The sequence below is a fragment of the Sorangium sp. So ce426 genome, assembly GCF_051475585.1.
Classification (GTDB): Bacteria; Myxococcota_A; Polyangia; order Polyangiales; family Polyangiaceae; genus Sorangium; species Sorangium cellulosum_B.
The window spans coordinates 3,109,811-3,133,008 of the sequence record NZ_CP150341.1; the positions used below are offsets into that span (position 1 = coordinate 3,109,811).

17 protein-coding genes are annotated in these 23,198 nt (G+C 71.6%); 10 read left to right on the forward strand and 7 right to left on the reverse strand.

Annotated elements, in window-relative coordinates; translation table 11 throughout:
• The first annotated feature begins 61 nt into the window (after nucleotides 1-61).
• From WMF44_RS11920 to WMF44_RS11930, 3 genes are all read left to right on the forward strand, one after another.
• Nucleotides 62-1,579, forward strand: a complete 1,518-nt coding sequence (locus WMF44_RS11920) for an isochorismatase family protein (RefSeq protein WP_437299252.1) — start codon at nucleotides 62-64, stop codon at nucleotides 1,577-1,579.
• Nucleotides 1,576-2,280, forward strand: a complete 705-nt coding sequence (locus WMF44_RS11925) for a glutathione S-transferase family protein (RefSeq protein ID WP_437299253.1) — start codon at nucleotides 1,576-1,578, stop codon at nucleotides 2,278-2,280. The genes WMF44_RS11920 and WMF44_RS11925 overlap by 4 nt, the downstream gene beginning before the upstream one ends.
• Before the next feature lie 275 nt (nucleotides 2,281-2,555).
• A complete protein-coding gene (locus WMF44_RS11930) occupies nucleotides 2,556-4,010 on the forward strand; it encodes a glucuronyl esterase domain-containing protein (RefSeq protein WP_437299254.1) in 1,455 nt (484 codons plus the stop codon).
• Between the two features lie 91 nt (nucleotides 4,011-4,101).
• On the opposite strand, the gene WMF44_RS11935 is transcribed toward WMF44_RS11930, so the two are convergent.
• On the reverse strand, nucleotides 4,102-4,950 hold the full coding sequence (locus tag WMF44_RS11935) for a CPBP family intramembrane glutamic endopeptidase (protein WP_437299255.1): 849 nt from the start codon (nucleotides 4,948-4,950) through the stop codon (nucleotides 4,102-4,104).
• Nucleotides 4,947-5,825, reverse strand: a complete 879-nt coding sequence (locus WMF44_RS11940; protein ID WP_437299256.1) for an alpha/beta fold hydrolase — start codon at nucleotides 5,823-5,825, stop codon at nucleotides 4,947-4,949. Before WMF44_RS11940 ends, WMF44_RS11935 begins: the two co-directional genes overlap by 4 nt.
• A 272-nt stretch (nucleotides 5,826-6,097) precedes the next feature.
• Between WMF44_RS11940 and WMF44_RS11945 the strand changes: the two genes are divergently transcribed.
• Entirely contained in the window at nucleotides 6,098-7,072 is a 975-nt protein-coding gene (locus WMF44_RS11945; protein WP_437299257.1) for a CheR family methyltransferase, read from the forward strand.
• A 112-nt stretch (nucleotides 7,073-7,184) separates the two neighbouring features.
• Here WMF44_RS11945 and WMF44_RS11950 read toward each other — a convergent pair whose 3' ends face one another.
• Complete coding sequence (locus tag WMF44_RS11950) at nucleotides 7,185-9,944, reverse strand: MXAN_6577-like cysteine-rich protein (protein ID WP_437299258.1); 2,760 nt, start codon at nucleotides 9,942-9,944, stop codon at nucleotides 7,185-7,187.
• A 376-nt stretch (nucleotides 9,945-10,320) separates the two neighbouring features.
• On the opposite strand from WMF44_RS11950, the gene WMF44_RS11955 reads away from it, so the two are divergent.
• The 4 genes from WMF44_RS11955 (at nucleotide 10,321) to WMF44_RS11970 (ending at nucleotide 15,040) form a co-directional block, all read left to right on the forward strand.
• Entirely contained in the window at nucleotides 10,321-12,792 is a 2,472-nt protein-coding gene (locus WMF44_RS11955; protein WP_437299259.1) for a DUF3656 domain-containing U32 family peptidase, read from the forward strand.
• A gap of 108 nt (nucleotides 12,793-12,900) precedes the next feature.
• Nucleotides 12,901-13,416 (forward strand): hypothetical protein, encoded by a 516-nt coding sequence (locus WMF44_RS11960; protein ID WP_437299260.1) that lies wholly within the window; start codon nucleotides 12,901-12,903, stop codon nucleotides 13,414-13,416.
• 430 nt (nucleotides 13,417-13,846) lie between these two features.
• Entirely contained in the window at nucleotides 13,847-14,023 is a 177-nt protein-coding gene (locus WMF44_RS11965) for a hypothetical protein (RefSeq protein WP_437299261.1), read from the forward strand.
• 24 nt (nucleotides 14,024-14,047) lie between these two features.
• Nucleotides 14,048-15,040: an NAD-dependent epimerase/dehydratase family protein gene (locus WMF44_RS11970; protein ID WP_437299262.1), complete on the forward strand. Its 993-nt coding sequence runs from the start codon at nucleotides 14,048-14,050 to the stop codon at nucleotides 15,038-15,040.
• A gap of 70 nt (nucleotides 15,041-15,110) precedes the next feature.
• On the opposite strand, the gene galK is transcribed toward WMF44_RS11970, so the two are convergent.
• The 3 genes from galK to WMF44_RS11985 all read right to left on the reverse strand — a co-directional run bounded on the left by galK (nucleotide 15,111) and on the right by WMF44_RS11985 (nucleotide 18,267).
• Complete coding sequence (gene galK / locus WMF44_RS11975) at nucleotides 15,111-16,223, reverse strand: galactokinase (RefSeq protein WP_437299263.1); 1,113 nt, start codon at nucleotides 16,221-16,223, stop codon at nucleotides 15,111-15,113.
• Nucleotides 16,224-16,363: 140 nt separating this feature from the next.
• Nucleotides 16,364-17,188, reverse strand: coding sequence for a shikimate dehydrogenase (gene aroE / locus WMF44_RS11980; RefSeq protein WP_437301554.1), 825 nt, complete (start codon nucleotides 17,186-17,188; stop codon nucleotides 16,364-16,366).
• Nucleotides 17,189-17,364: 176 nt separating this feature from the next.
• On the reverse strand, nucleotides 17,365-18,267 hold the full coding sequence (locus tag WMF44_RS11985) for a bestrophin family protein (RefSeq protein WP_437299264.1): 903 nt from the start codon (nucleotides 18,265-18,267) through the stop codon (nucleotides 17,365-17,367).
• Nucleotides 18,268-18,525: 258 nt separating this feature from the next.
• On the opposite strand from WMF44_RS11985, the gene WMF44_RS11990 reads away from it, so the two are divergent.
• Nucleotides 18,526-19,842 carry a metallophosphoesterase gene (locus WMF44_RS11990; RefSeq protein ID WP_437299265.1) on the forward strand — a complete coding sequence of 439 codons (1,317 nt, stop codon included), beginning with the start codon at nucleotides 18,526-18,528 and terminating at the stop codon, nucleotides 19,840-19,842.
• Between the two features lie 239 nt (nucleotides 19,843-20,081).
• On the opposite strand, the gene WMF44_RS11995 is transcribed toward WMF44_RS11990, so the two are convergent.
• Nucleotides 20,082-20,348 (reverse strand): hypothetical protein, encoded by a 267-nt coding sequence (locus WMF44_RS11995; protein ID WP_437299266.1) that lies wholly within the window; start codon nucleotides 20,346-20,348, stop codon nucleotides 20,082-20,084.
• 318 nt (nucleotides 20,349-20,666) lie between these two features.
• Between WMF44_RS11995 and WMF44_RS12000 the strand changes: the two genes are divergently transcribed.
• Nucleotides 20,667-23,054, forward strand: a complete 2,388-nt coding sequence (locus WMF44_RS12000) for a glycoside hydrolase family 9 protein (protein WP_437299267.1) — start codon at nucleotides 20,667-20,669, stop codon at nucleotides 23,052-23,054.
• Nucleotides 23,055-23,198 lie beyond the last annotated feature (144 nt).

Here is a 23,198-nt window from a genome sequence, read left to right on the forward strand (position 1 = left end):
CGTGCCCCGCGTCGCGGCGCCGGAGCTTGGCCGAGCGACCGGCCGGTGGTACCAGGACACGATGGACGTGAGAGCTGGGGCGCCCTCCCGGGATCCTGCGCGCACGGCGCTGCTGATCATCGACATGCAGAACGACTTCCTCGCGGAGGGAGGCGCGTTCTCGAGGCGCCACTGCGATCCGCACCAGCTCGCGCAGACCGTGGCCTGGCTCGCGCGCGCGGCGCGAGCGCAGGGGCGGGTCGTGGTGTGGGTGACCTCGGTCTACGGCGAGATCGACGCGGCGCCGGACGCGCTCCGCGGGCAGACGCACACCGGCAGCGCGTGCTGCGCCCGCGGCACGTGGGGCGCCGAGCTGTTCCCGGCGCTCGTCCCGGTGCGCGCCGAGCGCCCCGCGGGGACCGCGGAGTGGCACGTCGAGAAGCGCTGGTATTCGGCGTTTCGCGACACCGATCTGCACGCCCGGCTGGCGCAGGCGGGCGTGATCGGCGTGGTCCTGTGCGGCGTCGCGACCAACGTGTGTGTCCTCGCCGCCGCCCGCGACGCGCGCCGGCTCGGCTACGACGTCGACATCCTCGGGGACGCGACCGCGGCGGGGACCGCGGGCAAACACGCCGTGGCGCTGCGCGAGATCGAGGGCCTCGGCGGCAGGCGCCGCAGCTGGGCCGACCTTCTCTCCGAGGGACCGGGGCCCGTGCACATCGCCGGCATCGGCGCGGGCGAGACGGCGCTGTGGTGCGGCGCCCTCGACGAGCGCCTCGCCGGGGACGCAGGCGCCTTCGCCGCCGTCGAGCGCGAGGTCGCCTGGACGACGATGCGCCACCGCGGAGGGGAGGTGCCGCGCCTCGTCGCGATCCAGGGCGAGCGCTCGCCCGACGGCGCGATGCCGCTCTATCGGCACCCGGCCGACGAGCAGCCCGATCTCTGCCCCTTCACCCCCGCCGTCGACCGCATTCGCAGGGAGGTCGAGCGCCGCGTCGGACACCCGCTCAACCATTGCCTGCTCCAGCTCTACCGCACGGGGCGCGACTGGATCAGCGAGCACTCCGACAAGACGCTCGACCTCGTGCGCCCGTCGTTCATCGTCAATGTCTCGCTCGGACGACAGCGCACCATGGTGCTCCGGCCGAAGCGCGCCGAGGACGGGGAGGCTGTCCAGAAGGTCCCTCTGCCGCACGGCTCGCTGCTCGTCATGGACCTGGAGACGAACCGCCGATTCTATCACGCCATTCGCCAGGAGGGGGACACGGAGGGTGAGGGCGGCGGCCCGACGCCGCCTTCGCGCATCTCGCTCACGTTCCGGCACATCGGCACGTTTCACGATCCGGCGACCGGCGCTGTCTGGGGCGTCGGCGCGCCCGCGTCGGAGCGCGCCGACGCCGAGGCGCGCGCCCGAGCCCGAGCCGCGGTCCCCGAGCCGGAGCGCGAGGCGGCGGAGCGCGGCGAGGCAGAGCGGATGTTGCAGCTCTTCCGCGCCGAGAACATCGATCCCACCTTCGATGTCGCCGCGTACCGCCCCGGCTTCGAGGCGCTCAATTTTCGCACGCTCCGCGCGTCGCACGAGCCCGGGGGTGACCGATGAGCGCGCGGCGCGCGGTGTATTTCGTGAACGGCTCGATCTCGAGCTGGCGCGTCCTGATGGCGGCTCACGAGAAGGGCCTCGCCTTCGAGCCGCGCCGCCTGCGCGTGATGCGGGAGCCCCGCGAGACGCGCACCCCGGAGTTCCTTGCCCTCAACCCGCGCGGCCAGGCCCCGGTGCTCGTGGAGCCCGACGGCACCGCCATGAACGAGTCGCTGGCCATCCTGACGTACCTCGAGCTGCGGTATCCCGACCCGCCGCTCCTCCCGCCGCTCGCCGACCCCGGCGCGCTCGCCCGAGCGCTCGCCTTCGCGCAGGAGTCCGAGGCCACCGCGTGTGTCTACGACCCGCTCGAGGGCCTCTTCGAGGCCGGCCCGGAGGCCGTGTCGCCGGACCGGCGAGCCGCCATCCTGGGCGCGCTCTCGGGCGTGGAGCGGGAGCTCGCGCTGTGGGACGCGCGGGCCCAGAAGACACGGTTCATCGCGTCGGACGCCTTCACGCTCGCGGACTGCGCGTTCTACCCGGTGCTCGCCTACATGCAGCGGCGCGGGCTGTCGCTCGCCGGCTATCCGGCGCTCGACGCCTACGAACGCCGCGTGCGCGGTCGCCCCTCGGCGGTGGCCTCGTACCCCGAGGGCTGGTCCCACGACCGGGCGCACCCCGACCTGTTCGCGCAGGCGCGCGCGCTCGCCGCCGCGACGTAGCGCGGCCGCCCCGCTGGCTGTGGCGTGAATGCGGCACATCATCCGGGCTGAAGTTGGCCATTCTCACTGAACCTCCCAGAGCCGTCATTCGACCGGGACTCATTGGACAGGATCGTCCGCCGTTCATTGCGTGGTGAGCTGAATAGTTGCACCACCTTGTCCTTGACATGAAAGCGCGTTTGGACGTCTTATTGCGCCCCGATATCAGCTGTCGTTCCGGTGAGTGCAAATCCAACCGATGAACGTTGATGATGCTCGCTCCAGGAGGTCCATCCATGCGAACGCTTGCCACGCGAACCGCCCGTGTCGCCCTCGGTCTTTGCCTCACAGCCGCTGCCTGCGGGCAGTCCGAGCCGAACCTATCCGGGCAAGGAGGTGCCGGCGGCTCTGGCGGCGAGGGCGCGACCAGCAGTGGCGAGACGACGTCGAGCTCCAGCTCGGGCGTCGGCGCGACGTCGAGCTCCAGCTCGGGCGTCGGCGCGACGTCGAGCTCCAGCTCGGGCGTCGGCGCGACGTCGAGCACCAGCTCGGGCATGGGTCCGGACAACACGCCTGTCGAGAACGAGAGCGCCGATTGCGAAGTCGCCGCCCTGCCGGAAGCAAGCGCTCTGCCCAAGATCTCCAAGTTGCCCGACCCGTTCACGAAGCTCGACGGAACCAGCGTTTCCACGAGAGAAGAATGGCACTGCCGAAGGCAGGAAATACGCAAGCAGGCCGAGAAGTACATCTACGGCGAGAAGCCGATGCCGGACGTGGTGACCGGTACCGTCACCGAGAACAAGGTCTCTGTGCATGTGGAGGCCCAGGGCAAGAAGATCGACTTCAGCGCCGACATCGTGCTGCCCTCCAAGGGGGAAGCGCCTTTCCCCGCCATCATCAACGTGGGCGGGAAAGGCGGGTTCGGCGGCATCACGCTGGGTGAGAGCCGCATCCTGGATCAAGGCGTCGCCGTCATCTACTACAACCACAACGAGATCGGCAGGGAGGGCACCGCGGAGCAATCGAGAGGAAAGCCGAACCCGGGAAAGTTCTATGATATCTACGGCGGCGAACACTCCGCGGGCCTCTTGATGGCATGGGCCTGGGGCGCCAGCCGGATCCTCGACGTCCTCCAGGCGTCGGGGGGCGACATCATCGATCCGACCGGGATCGGCGTCACGGGGTGCTCGCGCAACGGCAAGGGAGCATTTGCCATCGGCGCCTTCGATGATCGGATCGCCTTGACGATCCCCCACGAGACGAGCACCGCCGGTGTCCCGGCCTACCGGATCGCCGACGTGCTGGGCAAGGAGCGGACGGACCACAACTACTTCGGGCTGAACTGGCTCAGCAACAATTTCGAGCCGTTCGTCTTCAAGAACAATGCCTCGAACGCCGTCAAGCTCCCGATCGACACCCACGCCCTGATCGCGATGATGGCGCCGCGCGGCCTGCTCGTCCTCGAGAACCCGCACCAGGCTCAGATGGGCGCCCCCGCCGGTCATACGGCGACAGCGGCCGGAGCGGAGGTCTACAAGGCGCTGGGCGTGGAGAAGAATGTCAGCTACCACTCGAAGGTCGCCGAGATGGCGCATTGCTCTTACAAGAACGAGTACACCGATCTCCTCGTCAAGAACATCGCCAGATTTCTGAAGCACGAGGGCGAGGCGCCCGGTCAATTCGTCGTGGGCTCGGGCGGCTCGCTCAGCATGGCGGACTGGGTGGACTGGCAAGCTCCGACGCTGGAATGATGGCGCTGTTCGGGGAGCGCGATCGTCCCTGAGCCGAGGTGCACGCGGAGAGGGGCGCAGGTTCGTGTGATTCGGGCTCAGCCGCCCCGCATCACCCCGGGCGGGGCGCGGGCTGCGCCGTGGCGGCGCTTCGTGTCTGCATCTGCATCCACCGAGCGGTGATGACCGCGGCCACGAGCGCGACGATCGTGGTGACCAGGAGCGGCGCGGCGCCGTCGCCGGACATGTGCGCGCGAGAGACGTTGTCGAGGTGGATGCCGAGGTGCGCCGCCCACGCGACGAGCACGCTGCCGCCGGATCGGAGGTGCAGCGCCGTCATCAGCACGCTCAGCGACGTGATGAACACGAGACTGAGCGCCCACGACCACCACGGGACGCCCGGCAGGCACAGCGCGGGCAGGTGCCAGAAGGTCCACGCGACGCCGAGGACGAGGCTGGCGCGCACGGGACCCTGCGCCGGAAGGAGCCGCCGGAGGGCATAGCCGCGCCATCCGAGCTCCTCACCCAGCGGGGCGAGGACGGCGATGCCGCGGTGTTCCGGCGTGAGGGGCGTATACAGCAGCGTCGCCGGCAGGCTCCCGCCGGCGAGCGCCAGCAGCGCGAGGCCGAGGAGGTGCAGCGCCGCAGGCATGCACAGGGCGAGCGGCGCGTAGCCCCAGCCCGCCGGGGCGGGGTGGGGCGACAGGAGCCCCGAGAGCCCCGCTCGGCCGCCCTCCTTCCAGGCGCACACAACGGCCGCGAGCGAGGGGCCGACGGCGCCGAGCACGAGCGGCGCCATGGCGACGCCGGGAGGGATGCCGGCGCCCCACTGCTGGAGAAGCAGGGGCAGCTGGCAGAGCCATGTGATGGCGTAGGCGAGGAGGAAGAACCGGGCCACCGGGCGGGGCATGGACCGGCGGGACAGCGGCGCGCGCAGGTTGTTCCCCGTCGTGGGGCTCACCGCCCGCGCGTGCGCCGGAGCAGCGAGCGCAGGATCTCCTCCGCGTGCGTCCACAGCAGCGATCCTCCCGCCTCCGGGAGCACGCGCCGCTCTGGCGCGCGCAGCCGCCCGGCGAGCGACGCTCCGAAGTCCGGCGAGTGCACCGTGCTCGTGTCCCGCGCGCCGTACCACAGGTCGACCGGCGCGCGGATGCTCCCAGGATCGAACGGCCACGGGCTCATCGTCAGCACCGTGTCGCGCGCGTAGCCGGCCGGGCCCTGCGAGAACGCCTCATCCATCGCGCGCCGGTAAGCGCGCTCGAACACCGGGGCGGTGTACACCGCGCGGTCGACGTCCGCGAGCGTCGAGAGGACGAAGCCCCACATCGCCTCGGCGCTGAACCCGCTGAAGAACGCCTCCGCGCGCCCAGCGTCGGTCGCCACCAGCTCCACGAGCCGCCGCACGTCCGGCGCCAGCGCATCGGCGAACACCGGGTTCGCCAGCTCATCGGTCCCCGCGACCACGGCCACGCCAGCCACGACGCCGGCCGCCGCGCAGGCAAGGGCGAACGGCGCGCCCGCCGAGAACCCGACGGCCGCCACGCCGGACAGCCGCCGCGCCTCGAGGAAGCGCCGTATGTCCTGCGCCCAGCCGTCGAGCGTGCGGCCCGGGGCCTCGTCCGACGCCCCGAGCCCCGGGCGATCCACGGAGATCAGCCGCACGCCGAGCCCATCGACGACGTCGCCCCCGAACCCCATCGACCGGCTCGTGGCGCCGCCGGGGCAGAGCAGCACGGGGATGCCGTCCTCCGGTCCCCACTCAGCCCAGCCCAGCCGCCGGCCGTCTGGAAGCGCCGTCTCCCCGAGCCGGACCGGCTCCACCACGCCGCTGATCATGGCCCCAAGGTAGTTGACCCGCACCGAGGATGCCAGGCGCCCAGCGCGTGTCGGGAAGACGCGGAGACCGACCGGGGTCAGGACGATGCACCAGGGAGCGCACGTGTTCGTGCTGCCCGGTTCCGCATGGAGCTGCCACGGACTCCCGTGGTAAGGTGGTGTTGTCAGGGGGTGGATGGTGGTGAATTTGTGATCGAGCCCGCGCCGGCCTTCACGCAAGTGCGCATGGATCAACGGCTCGAGGGCGCGCCGGCCGGGGAAGGGGACAGGCCATGATCGCGGTCGCCGAGCCGGGCACACGCACCCTCAGCGACGACGAGTTCGTCCTGTTCCAGAGGCTCGTCAAGCGCCTCTCGGGCATCTCCCTGGGCCCGCAGAAGAAGCCGCTCCTGCTCTGCCGACTCGGGCCCCGGCTCCGCGCGCTCGGACTCCGCAGCTTTGGCGAGTACTACCGCCGGGTGACCGCGGCGGGCGGCGAGGGCGAGCTCGCGCACATGCTCGACTGCATCTGCACCAACGAGACCCATTTCTTCCGGGAACGCGAGCAGTTCGAGCTCCTCGAGCGCGAGATCCTCCCGGCGTGGGAGAAGAGCGCGGGCCACGGCTCGCCGGATCGCGGAGCGCCCCGCGCGCGCGTCCGCCGCCCGCTGCGCGCGTGGAGCGCGGCCTGCTCGACCGGGGAAGAGCCCTACTCGATAGCGATGACGCTGCTCGACTGCCTGTCCTCCCCCGATCACAGCGGCGCGAGGGCTGATCGCGCGCCGCGCTGGGCAGGCGGCGCGCCGGCGGGCGTTCCGGAGATCGGCGTCCTGGCGACGGACCTGTCCGTCCGTGCGCTCGAGCGGGCGCGATGCGCTGTGTGGCCGATCGATCGGGCCTCGGAGATCCCGGACGAGCGCCTGCGCGCCTACATGCTCCGCGGGACGGGCGCAAGCGCGGGCCTGATGAAGGCCGGGCCGGAGCTGCGCCAGATCGTCACCTTCCGGCGCTTCAACCTGCTCGACGCGGCGCCCGAGCGGTTCGGCCTGTTCGATCTGATCTTCTGCCGGAACGTCTTCATCTACTTCGACGCCGCGACGAAGGCCGAGATCGTGGCGAAGCTCATCGCCAGCCTCGCACCCGGAGGGTACCTGTTCCTCGGGCACGCCGAGGGCCTCCACGGGACGGACCCCCGCGTGCGATGCGTCGCGCCGTCCGTCTATCGGCTCCAGCCCCCGACGAGGCTCAAGGGGAGCCGTAACCCGTAGCGCTCCTGCGGGACGTCGCTCCTGAACAGCAGCTCGTCCGGCGGAGCCGCCCTCTCTCGTATAGACCCGCGACGCTGCTCGACGGGGGCGGTGCGCGGTGCGCGGTGCGCGGTTAAGGATGGATGTTGAGCTTGTAAACGCCGGATTCCTCGAACACGCCGTCGACCACGATGACGATGGTCTGCCCTGCGTCGAGCGACACCGTGACCTCCGACGTGAACTGGTGCAGGTCCTCCCCGAGCACGTCGTCGCTGCACGCGATCTCCTCGCCATAACAGTCCCCGTCGAAGACGGCGAGCACGGTGTCGTAGTCGGAGCCGACCGTATCGATCGTGTACGTCCTCGCCTCCGGCGCGGTGAACAGATAGACCACCTCAGGCGCGTCGAAGCCGCCGCAGCTCGCGTCCACCCTGGCGAGGCTCCCCTTGGTCGTCCCCGTCGCGGTCTGGGAGGCGAGGGGCGCGAGCTCGATGGGCTTATCGCACGTGCCGGTGCCGTCGAACAGGTCCACGTTGAGCATGTAGTCGCCCTCCGCGCCGTGGCTGTCGACGCTGATCAGGGCGGTCTGGCCGGCGTCGAGCCACACGAGCTTGCTCGAGTCCCTGCTATCGTTGACGCAGGCCATCTCGTCGCCTTCGCACCCGCCGTCGCGCACGGACAGGACCGTATCGACCGTGGAACCCACGGTGTTCATGCGGTAGAAGCCATCTGTAGGCGCGGTGAAGCTGTACGTCGCCTCGCCGCCGGGCACCGAGGCGCAGGAGGGCGCCAGGAGATCGGGATAGCCCTCGGTGCTGCCCGTGACCGACTGCGGGACCACGCCGTCGAGCGCGAAGAGCGGGCACGGCGGCGCCTCCCGCTGGGTGATGTTGAGCGTGTATTCGCCGCTCGCCGACGCGCTGTCCACGGAGACGATCACCGTCTGGCCGGCGGACAGGAACAGGCTCGCCCGCGAGTGGGTGATGACCCCCGCGGGGTCCACGTTGTCATTGCACCTGAGCGAGGGGCCAGAGCACGAGCCCTTCAGCACGTCCAGGACCGTATCGAGCGCCGAGCCCTCCGTGTCGAAGGTGTAGAGCGCGTCGGCCGGCGCGGTGAAGCGATACGTCGCCTCGGGGGCCCCGCGAGAGGCGCAGTCCGGCGCGAGGTGATCGGAGAGATCCGCCGTCGTGCCCGTGACCGTCTGCGGCACCGTCGAGCCGAGATCGATGAGCGGGCACAGCACCTCGTCGACCTCGAGCCGGTAGTCGCCCGTCGGGCCCGCGGTGTCCACGACGAGGATGACCGTCTCGCCGGCCGCGAGCGAGAGCGTGATGAGCGCCGGCTCGAACAGGCCGTCGACGCACGCGACGAGATCGCCGGCGCACGAGGCGCGGCGCGCCTCCATGAGGACGGGGAAGCTCGAGCCGCTCGCGTCGAACGTGTAGATGCCCTCGCGCGGCGCGGTGAAGCCGTAGGTCGCCTCGCCCCCGGTCGAGAAGGTCGCGCAGGCCGAGATCACGTTGCGGAGGTGCTCGTTGTTCCCGGTCACCGTCTGCGGCAGGGTCCCGCCGATCTGGGCGCCTGGGCACGGAGGAGCCTCGACGATCTCCAGCGTGAAGCTCGCCAGCGGGCCGGCCGGATCCGCGACCGCGACGAGCACCGTCTGACCGGCCTCGAGCGTCGCGAACGCGTTCGACTCGCCGCTGCCGTAGCCGCAGTAGAGCGAGCGGCCCGTGCACGTGCCGTCCTCGCGGACCTCGACGATCAGGTCCGACGGGGCGTGCCCGCTGAACACGTACGTGCCGTCCGACGGGGCCGTGAACGTGTACGTGGCGTCCGGGGTCGCGCGGATGTCGCAGTCGGCGAACACCGTGTCCTCGCGCAAGACGGTCGTGCCCGTCACCGTCTGCGGGACGACGGGATCGAGGGCGGTCGGCGCGCACTGGACCGGCCCGGGCTCGGCCACGCGGAGCGTGAAATCGCCCTGCGCGCCGCGCGCGCCGCTCACCACCACGAGGATGCGCTCGCCCTCGGCGAGATCGACGGAGATCTGCGACTGGACGCTCCCCGCGTTGTCGTTGCAGGCCAGCTCCTCGCACGTGTCCGCCCGCAGCGCGCCGAGCGCCGTGTCGTACGAGGCCTCGAAGGTGTCGAAGAGGTACGTCCCCGCGTGAGGCGCCGTGAACAGGAACGCCTGATCGGCCGCGCCAGGCTCCGCGCAGGTCAGCCAGCGGCCGTCGTCGGCGCCGGTCGTCGTGCCGCTCACCCGCTGCGGGACGGCGGAGCCGATGTCCTGGGAGGGCTCCGCGCTGCACGCGCAGGTGCCGCCCTCGCAGGGGCGCCCGGGGTCGCAGGCGCGATCGCACCGGCCGCAGTGCTGCGGATCTGCGGCGAGGTCCACGCAGCTGCCGGCGCAGTCGGTGAGGCCCGGGAGGCAGGTCTGCCGGCAGATGGATCCGGAGCACGCGCGGCCCGGCGGGCACGGCGCGCCGCACTTGCCGCAATGGTCCGGGTCGGTGCGCGTGTCGACGCACTCGTCGCCGCAGCGCATCACGTAGCGGCCCTCGCGGCACTCGGCTGGCTCACCGCCGCCACCACCGCCGCCGCCGTCACCCCCGCTGCCGTTTCCGCCGCCGCCGGTCCCGAGCGGCGCGCAGGCGCCCATCACGCACGCCTCCCCGGCCGGACATTCCTGGCCGCACGCGCCGCAGTGCTCCGGATCGGCGTGCAGCGCCACGCAGGCCCCGCCGCAGACCGAGTAGGGAGCCTCGCAGCGCGGCGCCGGGGCGTCGTCGCCGCCGCACGCGGACGCCGCCGAGAGGAGCGCGGCAGGCAGCCAGAGCGCGGCCCTCGAGAGCGCGCGCCCGAAGCGAAATCCGTGTCTGTTCATCGACATCCCCCTGCGGCACGCGCCGCCGACGCGCGCGAGCCGGCGGAGCACGCGAGCGCCTCTCCGACGTTCGGCTCCCGGGCTCCGCGCTGGTGGTTGATGGCTGACGTGGCCGCTCCGCTCATCCGCCCCTGTCGTCGAGGCCTCGCTGCGCCGGCCGGCGACCCGACGGCACCTCGGCCGGGTGGGCCGCTGAACGATCGTGCCTCACGTCGCGAAGCGAGGTCAAGGCGCGCCGTCCGGCAGGCTCTTCGGCAGGGCTGGCCCGCGCCAAGGAGCGACAAGAGCGACAACCGCGCCACCCCTTGCTAGAACCGCCCGCATGTCGCGGCCCGCGCGCCCTGAAGTCCTCGCTCCCGCCGGTGATCGCGCCGCCATGGAAGCCGCCGTGCGCGGCGGGGCCGATGCCGTCTACTTCGGCCTCCGCGGGGGCGCCGCGGGCGGCGGCGCGGCGTCGCCCTTCAACGCCCGCGCGCGGGCCGCGAACTTCGACGCGGCGGAGCTCGAGGAGGCGGTGCGCTTCCTCCACGCCCACGGCGTGAAGGGCTACGTCACCCTGAACACGCTGGTGTTCGACGACGAGCTCCCGGCGGTCCGCGGCGCGATCGAGGCGTGCGCCGCGGCCGGCGTCGACGCGGTCATCGTCCAGGACCTCGGGGTGATGCGCCTCGCGCGGGCGCTCGCGCCCGGGCTCCCGATCCACGCCTCCACGCAGATGACCTGCACCGACGCGGCCGGCGTCGAGCTCGCGCGATCGCTCGGCGCCGCGCGCGTCATCCTCGCCCGGGAGCTCTCGCTCGACGACATCGCCGCCATCCGCCGGGCGACCGACGTCGAGCTCGAGGTCTTCGTCCACGGCGCGCTCTGCATCGCCTACTCGGGGCAGTGCCTGACGAGCGAGGCCATCGGCGGCCGCAGCGCCAACCGCGGCGCCTGCGCCCAGGCCTGCCGCCTGCCGTACCGCCTCGTCGTCGACGGCGCGCTGCGCGACCTCGGCGACGCGGCCTACCTCCTGTCGCCGGAGGATCTCGACGCCACCGACGTCATCCCCGACCTCGTCGCGCTGGGCGTCGCCTCGGTGAAGATCGAGGGGCGCCTCAAGGGCCCGGAGTACGTAGGCGCGACCGCGCGGCTCTACCGCGCCGCGATCGACGCGGCGCTCGGCGAGGGGGCGGGCCCCGGGGCCACGGACCGGGAGGCGGCGCTCCAGGCGTTCTCGCGGGGCTCGGGCCCCGGCTTCCTGCGCGGTGTCGACCACCAGCGCCTCGTCGACGGCCGCACCTGCGATCACCGCGGCATCGAGGTCGGCGAGGCGCGCGGCGCCGCGCGCCGGCGCGGCCACGAGGTCGTGGTCGTCCGCGCCGCCCGGCCGCTCGCGCGCGGCGAGGGGATCCTCGTGGAGGGCGGGTTCGCCGGCGAGGGCGAGATCGGCGGCCGCATCTGGGGCCTGTGGGCCGCTGGCCGCGAGGTCGAGCGCGCGCCGGCGGGGGGCGACGTCGAGGTCTGGCTCGGCCCGGACCGGCGGCTGCCCGAGGACGTGCTGAGCGGCGCGCGGGGGCTGCGCGGGCGCCGGGTCTTTCGCACGAGCGACCCCGTCGCCACGCGCGCGGTCCGCGAGGCGCTCGACCGCGCCCCGCGCCGGGTGGCGATCGACGTCCGCCTCGAGGGCCGCCTCGGCGAGCGCCCGCGGCTCTCGGCGGCGACGGAGGGCGGGGCGTCGGCCTCGGTCGAGGTCGACACCCCGCTCGGCCGCGCCGATCGAACGCCGCTCGACGAGGCCACGCTGCGGAAGCAGCTGGATCGGCTGGGCGACACGCCGTTCGCCCTGCGCAGCGTCGGGCTGTCGCTCGACGGGCCCGCGCTCGTGCCGCCGTCGGCGCTCAACCGCGCCCGCCGGGCGCTCGTCGCGGCGCTGATCGAGGCGTCGCACAGCCCCCATCCGTCGGCGCCGCTTTCGGCCGAGGCCCTCGTCGCCGGGGTCGCTCCGCCGGACGCGCCGCCGCCGGCGCCGGGCCTCTTCGTGCTGTGCCGCAACGTGGCGCAGGCGCGGGCGGCGCTCGACGCCGGAGCGAGCGGCGTCTACCTCGATTTCCTCGAGATGGTCGGCCTCGGCGCTGCGGCGCGCGAGCTGATGGCGGCCGGAGCCTCCGTCGGGGTGGCGCCGCCGCGGATCCGCAAGCCGGGCGAGGAGAAGATCGACCGCTACCTGCTCTCGCTCGGGCCGGCGGCGATCCTGGTCCGCAGCCTCGGCGCGCTGCTCGACGCCACGCCGGGCGTGCCCCGGATCGGCGATTTCTCACTGAACGTCACGAACAAGCTGGCCGCGCGCGAGGTGCTCTCGCGGGGGCTCGCCGCGTTCACGCCGTCGTTCGATCTCGACGCCGCCCAGCTCGAGTCGCTGCTGGACTCGCCGTTCGGGCCGTTCGCCGAGGTGGTGGTGCACCACCCGATGCCGCTCTTCCACATGGAGCACTGCGTGATCGCGGCGACGCTGTCCGAGGGCAAGGATCACCTCACCTGCGGCCGCCCGTGCGAGCAGCACGCGCTGTCGCTGCGGGACCGGGCGGGCATGGATCACCCGCTCGAGGCGGACGTGGGGTGTCGCAACACGGTGTTCCACGCGGCGCCCCAGAGCGCGGCGCACCTCGTGCCGAGGCTCGCGAGCTGCGGCGTGCGGCGGTTCCGGATCGAGCTGGTGCGGGAGGACGCCGAGGGGGCGCGGCGGGTGGTCGAGGCGTACCGGCGGCTGCTCGCAGGGGAGGTGGCGCCGGCCGAGGTCGCGCGCGGGCTGCGGGCCGAGGGGAGCTACGGGGTGGTGCGGGGGTCGCTGCGCGTGCTGCAGGCGTGAGAGGAACGGCCATGGGCCGTCGACCCGATCATCGCTTGATGGGGAAGGACACCCGACCTCCGGGACGGCAGGCCCAGCGCCGTGGTCAGCGGGCATGATCGGAGCGTCATGCGTCGCGCCCTCCTCGTCGGCCAACCCCGCTCGCTTCTCGCGTTGGCATGTGAGTTGCTGAGCTCCTCCGGCATGAAAACATGGGGTTTGATGGCGGTGGGGTGTTGGTTGCTCTCTGGCTGCAGCGGTTCGGATTTCGACGCAAACCGCGAGAAGTGGCGTTCCGACCGGCCGGAGGAGTATGTCATCTCGATCTGCGGCACCGGCTTTGACGGCGGCTGTACGCTCGCCGCGGTCTCCGGCGATACCGTCGTCGCCACCGCTCAGCGCGGGGTTGACGGGTCGAGCGGCGACTGGACGTTCGCTGAGGCGCCCGAGCAAGCGGATCCGGTAGAGGCCCTGTTCGACCGAGCCGCGCGCGAGAGCGATGACTGCGAGCTCGACAGCGTTCGATTCGACGACCGCTACGGCTATGTGGCGGACTACTATCGGGACTGCGGTGAAGAAGGGGGCGGCGAGGAAGTCACCTGCTTCCAGGCCGACACGAGCGACGTGACACGCTGCGCGGAGTGAGCGCGCGGCGAGCAGCGCGACGGCGCGCTGCTCGCCGCCCGCCATGGGCTTTCCCCGCGGGGGCGGCGAGCGGCGGTTCGATCAAAACACGAGCACCTCGCCGCCTGACGCGAGCTGGCGCGCGCCGTCCTGGGGATCACCGCCGGTGCGGAGGATCTCGGACGGCTCCCGTTCGCGGTGGACGCCGGAGAGAGCGCCCGCCCCCCTCGCCGCGGCGCTCCGGAGGAGCCCCGCCAGCCTCGAGCTCCCTCGGGCTCGGGAACCTTACGGGCCGGTCGATTGGAATTGACGGTGCCCATGTGATCGTTCACATTGGCGCCGACGCATCCTTGTCGTTGCGCCTTGCTCGGCTCGCCACGCGTACCGAGGCATTCGCCGTCTGATTGAATTTTGCACCAACTCCGTTCGCTCGGTCGTCGCCGGCACCGCGATGGGCGTGATGATCTCGGGCATGGAGCGGGCGGAGATCAACCTGGATGGACGGCTGCCGTCGCCCTGGCGTCACATCAGCATCGGGCTGCTGCTGCTCGTCTTCATCGTCATGCAGCAGGTCCTGATCCGCTCGGCCCCCGCAGCCAGGGGGGAGGAGTACGGTCGTCATCGATGATGCTTGAGAGTGAGGAGCGATAGAATGATCGAGGCCAAGCGAATTCTGGTCACCGGGGCGGCGGGCAAGGTCGGCCAGGCGTTCATCCGCAGGTTCCTGTCGAACCCCGCGTTCGAGGGGTGGAAGGTCCGTGCGCTGTGCCATAACCGCATGCTGGAGCGGTCGGCGCGCGTGGAGGTGCTGCGTGGGGCCATCGAGGACAGGGCCGTCGTCAACGAGGCGACCGAGGGGGTGAGCCACGTGCTGCACCTGGCGACCAGCAAGGAGACCCCCGAGAGCATCATGGACGTGGCCGTCAAAGGCATGTTCTGGCTGCTGGAGGCCTGCCGCGTCAGCCCTGCGTTCGAGCAATTCATCCTGGTCGGTGGCGACGCCGGGATGGGCCACTTCTTCTATCCGCACCCCGTCCCCGTCACCGAGGCGCAGCGGCACAGCGCCTACCCGGGCTGTTACGCGCTGTCCAAGGTGCTCGAGGAGGTCATGCTCGAGCAGTACTATATTCAGTATGAGCTCAACGGATGCTGCCTGCGCGCGCCGTGGATCATGGAGAAAGACGACTTCAAGGCGCAGCTATCCTTCGGGGACGACGTCTTCGGAGGGCCGAGGTGGCGCGATCTGGTCGGTACCGAGGCGGCAGAGGGGTACGTCCGCTCGGGCGCCGTGCCGGTGATGCTCGACCGACGCGGCGAGCCGGTGAAGCGTAACTTCGTGCATGTGGAGGATCTGGTCACCGCGATCGTCAAGGCCATCAATCATGAAAAGGCGCGCCAGCAGACCTTCAACATCTGCATGGACGAGCCGGTGGACTACGGGGAGCTGGCGCGTTACCTGGAGGCGACGCGGGGCCTGCCGAGCGTGAGGGTGAAGACGCCCTTCCATTCGACTTGGCTGGACAACTCGAAGGCGAAGTTCCTGCTCGGCTGGCGGCCGCAGTACGACCTGGCGCGGCTCACGGACGCCGCCTTCGACTACGTGCGCGCGCCCGATGACCCGCGCGTCACCTGGTACCCCGGTTGATGGGCCCTGCCTCCCCGCGGAGGCCCCTCCCCGTGGTGGACGAGCCTCGCGCCGACACCGAGCTTCGCTGCTAGGGGACGGGCCCGCCTACAAGCACCCTCGCCCGGCGGCCCGGCGTGCGCGCGTAGGCCTCCACGACGGTCCGCCCAACGCTCGCCGCGCGCCCGCGCTTCACCAGGGCCACGATCGCGCCGCCGAAGCCGCCGCCGGTCAGCCGGGCGCCGAAGACGTCCGGCTGCGCCCGCGCGCTCTCCACCAGCTCGTCGACCGCCGGCACGGACACCTCGAAATCGTCGCGCATCGACCGGTGAGACGCGTCGAAGAGCTCGCCAAGGCGGCCCAGATCCCCGGCGCGGAGCGCGGCCACGGCGGCGAGCACCCGGGCGTTCTCGGTCACGACGTGGCGCGCGCGCCGGTCGAGCGGCGCCGGCAGCGAGGCGATGCGCGGCTCCACGATCGCGTCGACGTCCCGGAGCTCCGGGACGCCGAGCGCCGCGGCCGCGCGCTCGCACTCCGCGCGCCGCGTCTTGTAGTCGCCGCTCGCGTGCTGGTGAGTTACCCCGGAGTCGACGACGAGCAGCTCGGCCTCCGCGGGCAGCGGGATGCGCTCGAACGCGAGCGTCCTCGTGTCGATGAAGAGCGCCGTGCTCTCGTCGGCGAGGCTCGCGGCCATCTGATCCATCGTCCCGACCGGCGCGCCCACGAAGTCGTGCTCCGCGGCGTGCGCGATCCGGGCGATCTCCACGTCGTCGATGGACAGGCCGAGCATCGACCGCAGGGCGCGGGCGAGCGCCACGAGCAGCGAGGCGCTCGACGACAGGCCGCTTCCGAGCGGTACTGTCGACTCGATCCTCGCGTCGAAGCCGGGGATCGACGCGCCCCGGCCGCGGAGGACCGCGGTGATGCCCTGAATGTAGTCGAGCCACAGTCCGCGTCGCGCCTCCTCGCCGGCGCGGAACGAGAGCTGGGCGCCGCCGTGCACGTTCGTCGTCGCGACCTGGATGAGCCTGTCTTCCCGGGGCGCGAGCTCGACGCGCGTCTTCTGCGGGATCGCCGTCGGCAGCACGTACCCGCCGCTGTAATCGGTGTGTTCGCCGATCAGGTTCACGCGCCCCGGCGCCTCTGCCAGGACCTTCGCCGGACGGCCGAACACGACCTCGAAGCCATTGCCCTTCACCGTCATCGCGGCGCACCCATGTTCACGGCGAACAAAGAACCCAATGCCTCGGAGACGTCAAGCCACAACTGCGGGAGATCGCCGTCCTTGCTTGAGCTCGATGGGCTCGCTCATCGCTCATCGCTCATCCATGCCGGGCGCGCCGCTCAGGCTCGCCGCAGCGCAGCGATGACGGGCGCTGTGTCGGGCCGCATGCCGCGCCACAGGGTGAAGCACTCGGCGCCCTGCTCGACCACCATGCCGAGGCCGTCGGCTGTCTGACCCACCCCAGCCGCGCGCGCGGCCTGCACGAAGGCGGTCGGCTCCTTCTTGTAGGCCATGTCGTAGGCCAGGGAGCCCTCGCTCCACACGCCGGCGGGCAGGGGCGGCACCTCGTTGGTCATGGAGGAGGCGGAGCCGTTGATGATGACGTCGAAGCGCCCGGCGATGTCGGCGAAGCCGCCGCCGGCGAGCCGGACGGCGCCGGCACGCGGGCCGAACTCGGCGGCGAGCTCCACGGCCTTGCTGGCGGTGCGGTTGGCGACGAAGATCTCGGCCGGCTGCTCGTCGAAGAGCGGCAACAGGGCGCCGCGCACCGCGCCGCCCGCGCCGAGGAGCAGCACGCGCGCGCCCTCGAGGCGGCGGCCGAGGTTATGGGTGATGTCGCGCACGATGCCGAAGCCGTCGGTGTTGTCGCCGAGGACGGTGCCGTCGGCGCGCAAGGTGAACATGTTGATCGCTCCGGCGGCGCGGCCGCGCGGCGTCAGCTCGTCGGCCAGCGCGAAGGCCTCGAGCTTGAAGGGCATGGTGATGTTCATGCCCTTGCCGCCGCTCTCCTGGAACTCGCGCACGGCGGCGGCGAAGCCATCCAGCTCGCCGAGGATCGCGCCGTACACCATGTCCTGCCCGCACTGCTCGGCAAAGGCGGTCTGCAGCGCCGGCGACTTGGTCTGGGAGATGGGATTGCCGATGATGGCGTAGCGATCGGTCATGGGTGCGTCCAGGCCTCGGCGACGCGGGGCCGCGCCCGCGAGCGCCGCAGATCTACGATAGTGTCCAGCCGATTGCCAGGAGCGCGCGGCGGCGCCCCGGCGGCCGAGGTGCAGAGCGCCTTCCACCGCCCTCCTCGGGAAGAGGCGAGAAAGGCGCCGCCACCGCCGCGCCGCGCTCAGTCCTGGTAGCTCTCGGCCTTCGACGCCATCACCAGGTTGAGCGGCGACGACCCCAGGAGGTCGCGCTCGATGGTGTCGCAGATGCGCGTGAGGGGCAGGTCGTTCGGCTCGTGGCCGAACGGGTCGTCGAGCTCCCCGCCGAGCGCCTCGATCATCAGGACGGGATACGCCACCAGCATCGTCACGACGGGCGTCAGCACCCCGAGCGCCTCGACGAGGGCGAGGGGCAGCGTGGCCAGGTAGAGCGCCACGCCCCGCTGGAGCAGCAGGATGTAGCCGAGCGGCGTGGGGGTCTTGAGGATGCGCTCGCAGCCCCCGAGGCAGTTGACCAGGACGCTCAGCTGCTCCTCGGCGCACACAGCCATGTTGCGCTCGAGGCTCCCGGCCCGGACGAAGGCCGCGAGGCGCTCGGAGACCTGCTGCGCCGCGCGGAGCGGCGGGTGCGGGTGCGCCGAGAGGGCCTCGACCTGCTCCGCCGGGAGCAGCCGGTCGATCTCCGGGCGCTCGGCCTGCCCGCGCAGCGAGCGCCGCGCGGCGTGGACGAACACCACCACCCAGACGGCGACCTCGCGCGCCGCGCCCGGGTCCACCGCGGCGTGCGCGTTCACGATGCGCGTGATGTTGCGGCTCGCGTTCACGATCGAGCCCCAGAGGGTGCGACCCTCCCAGAAGCGGTTATAGGCCGTGTTCGTGCGGAACGCGAGGATGAGCGCGATCACCGCGCCGGCGACCTCGTGAACGCCGATCGAGAGCGACACGCGGGGGATGTGCCTGTGCGCGAGCCAGAGCGCGGCGGCGATGACCCCGAAGGCCAGCACGCGACGCATCACGCCCGGCGACAGGGAGCCCCGCGGCGAGACCAGCATCGGCAGCCAAGCGCGCCTGGTGTAGGGGATCATCGGGGCGACCCTCGTGGCGATGCCCTCCCGGAGCACCGGAAGGCGCCATGGACGTGAAGAGGCCTCAGCCTCTCATCGAACGTGCCGATCCTCGTGTGGCCCTGTCGGGATCGCCGCCCAGATCGCCGGGATCCAGCGCGCGCAGCGCGTGGCTCACGAAGAGGAGCATCGCGCCTCCCTACCAGCGAGGCGCCTGTGTCGCAACGCCGCCGGGCGGCGCGGGCGCACGCGCGTCACACGCCAGGCGGTCGGCCTCCGGTGGCGCCTGGCGCGGACGCGCTGGACGCGGGACACTCCGCGTCCGTCCAGGCAGAGCAGACCACGGTGGTCCTGTGCGCCTGGATCGCCTGGAGCCGTCGATTGAAGTTCGTGTCCCCCATCGTCCTGTTCTGGGCGGCCTCCGCCCTGGCCTGGCTCGTCGTCGTGGCAGCGGCGAGGCGCCGCCGGGGCGGGCTCTACGCGCGGTTCGTCGGCGTGCTGCTCGGCATCCACACCTTGATCTCGTGCGCGCTCTTCGGCCACGTCGGCCCGCTCGCGCCGGGATTCGCGTATCTCCAGGGCGCGGTGTACCTGCATTTCCTCCTGCTCTCGCGCCCCCGGATGCGGCCGCTCGCCTACCGGGCGCTCGTGAGCATCCCCGCGTCCTACTTCGTGGCGGCGATCTTCCTGTCGTTCCCGTGGGCCATCGCGAGCGCGCTCGGGGCCACGCCGTACGGCCTCTGGGTGCCCTTCGCGCTCGCCGTCGTCGGTATCCTCCAGTCGCTCACCGCCCGCCGCGAGGAGATCGAGCTCGTCGTCGATCGCGCCCCCGTCGACGGGCTGCGCCGCCACCCGCTCCCGCGCGAGGGGGCGCCCGTCGCGCGCCGGCCCCTCCGCATCGTCCAGATCACCGATCCGCACCTCGGTCCGTTCATGTCGGTCGCTCGGCTCCGCGGCATCTGCGAGCGCGCGGTGGAGCGCGATCCCGATCTCGTCGTGCTCACCGGCGATTACCTGACCATGGAGTCGCAGGACACCGCGGATCACCTCGCCGAGGCCCTGTCCCCGCTCCGCGCCCTGGAGGGGCGTGTGTTCGCGTGCCACGGCAACCATGATCACGAGTCGCCCCGCCACGTCGCGACCGCGCTGGAGCGCGCGGGGGCGCGCCTGCTCGTGGACGACGCGGCGCTCGTCGAGACAGCCGCCGGGCCGGTCCAGGTCCTCGGGATGGACTTCCACTACCGCGATCGCGCCGAGCGCATGGCGGCGGTCTGCGCCCGTCACCCGCGCAGGAAGGGCGCGCTCCGGCTCGTCCTGCTCCACGATCCGGGCGCGTTCCGCCACCTCGGCGAGGGGGAGGGGGATCTCGTGCTCTCGGGCCACACCCACGGCGGGCAGCTCGGCCTGGTCAGCCTCGGAGGCTCCTGGACCGCCCTCCAGCTCTTCGTGAAGATGCCCGATCATGGCCTGTGGGCCCGCGGCCCGGATCGGCTCTACGTGCACCGCGGGACAGGGCACTACGGGTTTCCCCTTCGGCTCGGCGTGCCGGCGGAAGAGAGCGTGCTCAAGGTCCATCTCGCCGGCGACGGCGTGTGACGGGCGAGGCGCCGTTGCCTTGAACGCGGCGGTCACGGAGCCGATTTCAACGCAAAGACGCGAAAAAGACAGGGATTGAGCGAGCCACAGAGAGATGGCTCAGCAGCGTCTGGTCCACGGCCGCGTCGAGCGTCACCGTCACCAGAGCGTCGCGACTCGATGTCACCGCGCTCCTGCTGCGAGCCACCGCGCGCCCGCTCCGGGGCGGGCGCGCTCGCCGGCGTGCGCTCCGAGAGGGCTCAGGCCGTCTCGAGGAACTTGCGCACCTGGGACTCGATCGTGCTGCCGGGCACGATGAAGGGCTTGTCCGTGATGTCCACGGAGAAGCTCTGAGCCGAGACGGCATACGTCCCCTTCACGGTCCCCGCCGGCGTCGGCACCGAGAAGTCGCCCTTGCCCTCGTTGCCCGTGAACTTGCCGCCGGCCTTCTCGATCGCCGCCTTGGCCTTCGCGACGATGTCTTGAGAGGGACCGTTGAAGGGGACTGAGAAGCTGTGCTTTGCCATGTCGTCTCCTGGGGTGCTCGATCGCCATCCTGGTACGGCGCGAGGTGCGGCGGAGGTTAGTGCGGCCTCGCCACGGGTACCAGCGCGAACTTGCTGGGCCTTCCGCGCGCCGCAGATCACGCGGGATCGCCGCGCTCCGCAGGGCCGCGCGGGATGGCGGGTGACGGCGGGTCGCGCGTCGCTGGCTGCTGGCGAAGGTCGACGGGACGGCCGCCGCGACGCCTCGAACCCGCGCATCCGTAAGGATTGCGCTTGACAAGACGGACGGAATCGCCGCCTTCTATGCGCCGATTGCTCCCAGCCGTGAACCGAGGACTTATGAAGGACCTTTTTCTCAAGCAGTCGATCCTCCCCCGAGCGGGGCGGGTGTCCGCGCTCGCGCTCGCGCTCGGCCTGAGCGCTGGATGCGTGGTAACGCAGGGCCCCGGCGCGGGGGCCGCCCCTCCTGCCGGCGCGAGCCCGGGCGCTGACGCGAGCGCCGCGGGGGGCGAAGGGCCCGCGCAGACCAACCTGCTCAAGGCGTCCGACTTCGACGACAACAAGAGCCTGCCCTGGACCACCTCGTTCACCGCGCCTGGCGCGGGCAGCGCCGAGGTGAAGAAGGGGGCCTATTGCGTCACGGTGACGAACAAGGGGTCGAACAACTGGGACGCCCAGTTCCGCCACCGGGAGATGGTGATCCAGAAGGGGCACAGCTACACCCTTCAGTACAAGGCCTGGGCGTCCTCGCCCACGAAGGCGCGCCCGAAGGTCGGCATGTCGGGGCCGCCTTACGAGGAGTACTGGTCGGACACCGTGATCCTCGGGACCGAGCCCAAGACCTTCTCCGGCAAGTTCACGATGGGGAAGGCCGATGACGCCACGGCCGAGCTCGCGTTCCACATCGGCGGCGGCATGGCGTCGGCCAAGGAGCCGTTCGAGGTCTGCATCGACGACATCCGCCTGGACGACCCGCAGTTCAAGGCCGCCGCGCCCGTGACCGAGGCGGCGGCGCCCAAGGTCGCCGTGAACCAGGTCGGGTATCTGCCCGGCGCCATCAAGATCGCCACCGTGAACAGCGCGGCGACCGCGCCGGTCGCGTGGGAGCTGCTCGACGCCTCCGGCAAGGCGGTCGCCCACGGCCAGACCAAGGTCTTCGGAAAGGACGGCGCCTCCGGCGATCACGTCCACCTCGTCGACTTCACGGCCGTCAAGGCGCCTGGCCAGGGCTACGTGCTCAAGGTGGGCGAGGAGAAGAGCTTCCCGTTCGACATTGGAACGGGCCTTTACCAGAAGCTCAAGTACGACGCGCTCGCGTATTTCTACCACAACCGGAGCGGCATCGAGATCAAGATGCCGTTCGCCGGCAAGCCCGAGCTGGCGCGCCCGGCGGGGCACCTCCACGACAAGAGCACGCCCTGCCTGAAGGACAGCGGCTGCGAGTATGCGCTCGACGCGTCCCGCGGCTGGTACGACGCCGGCGACCACGGCAAGTACGTCGTCAACGGCGGCATCTCGGTCTGGACGCTGCTCAACTGGTACGAGCGCACGAAGCACATCGGCGCCTCGAGCGCCGACTTCGCGGACGGCAAGCTCAACATCCCCGAGGGCAAGAACGGCGTGCCCGACATCCTCGACGAGGCGCGCTGGGAGCTCGAGTTCCTGATGGGCATGCAGGTGCCGGAAGGCAAGCCGCTCGCCGGCATGGTCCACCACAAGATGCACGACGAGTCGTGGACGGGCCTCGGCCTCGCGCCGCACGAGGACAAGCAGGCGCGCTTCCTCCACAAGCCGAGCACCGCGGCGACGCTCAACGTCGCGGCCACGGGGGCGCAGTGCGCGCGCATCTGGAAGACGGTGGACGCGGCGTTCTCGGCCAAGTGCCTGAAGGCCGCCGAGCGCGCCTGGGCGGCGGCGAAGCAGAACCCGGCCCTCTACGCGCCGCCCGGCGGCGACAAGGGCGGTGGGCCCTACGACGACACGGACGCCAAGGACGAGTTCTACTGGGCCGCGGCGGAGCTCTTCGTCACGACGGGGAAGCCGGAGTACAAGAAGTTCCTGCAGGCCTCGCCGCTCAACGCGCGTTTCCCGACGGAGGTCGAAGGGGGCGCGGCGTCGATGAACTGGCGGGTCACCGACGCGCTCGGCCAGATGTCGATGGCGATCGTGCCCGGCCACGTGGACGCGGCGTGGCAGAAGGAGATCCGCGGCCGCATCGCGAAGGCGGCCGACCAGTACCTCGCCATCGCCGACAAGGAGGGGTACCGGACGCTCATCGCCCGGACGCGTGAAGGCAAGTACGACTGGGGCTCGAACTCGGGCGTGCTGAACAACATGCTCGTGGTGGCGCTCGCCCACGACTTCACCAAGCAGCCGAAGTACCTCGACGGCGTGGTGCTGGGCATGGACTACCTCCTCGGGCGCAACCCGCTCGGGCAGTCGTACGTGACCGGCTACGGCGACAAGCCGCTCGAGAACCCGCACCACCGGTTCTGGTCGCACCAGGCGAACAGCAAGTTCCCGAAGGCGCCGCCCGGCGCCGTCTCCGGCGGCCCGAACTCCTCGCTCCAGGATCCTCACGCCCAGAGCGCCGGCCTCAAGGGGTGCGTCCCGCAGCGGTGCTTCGTTGACAACATCGAGGCCTGGAGCGTGAACGAGATCACGATCAACTGGAACGCACCGTTCGCGTGGGTGACCGGCTTCCTCGACGAGAAGGCGAAGCCGTAGCCGCGCTGGCCGGAGGCGGGGTCGTTTGAACCGCCAGGCGCGCCAAGGACGCCAGGTGAAATACAAACATCTTGGCGTCTCTTGGCGCCTTGGCGGTTCCATCCTTCCGGCAGGGTAGGGGAGTTGGTTCCCCCGCCTGACGGC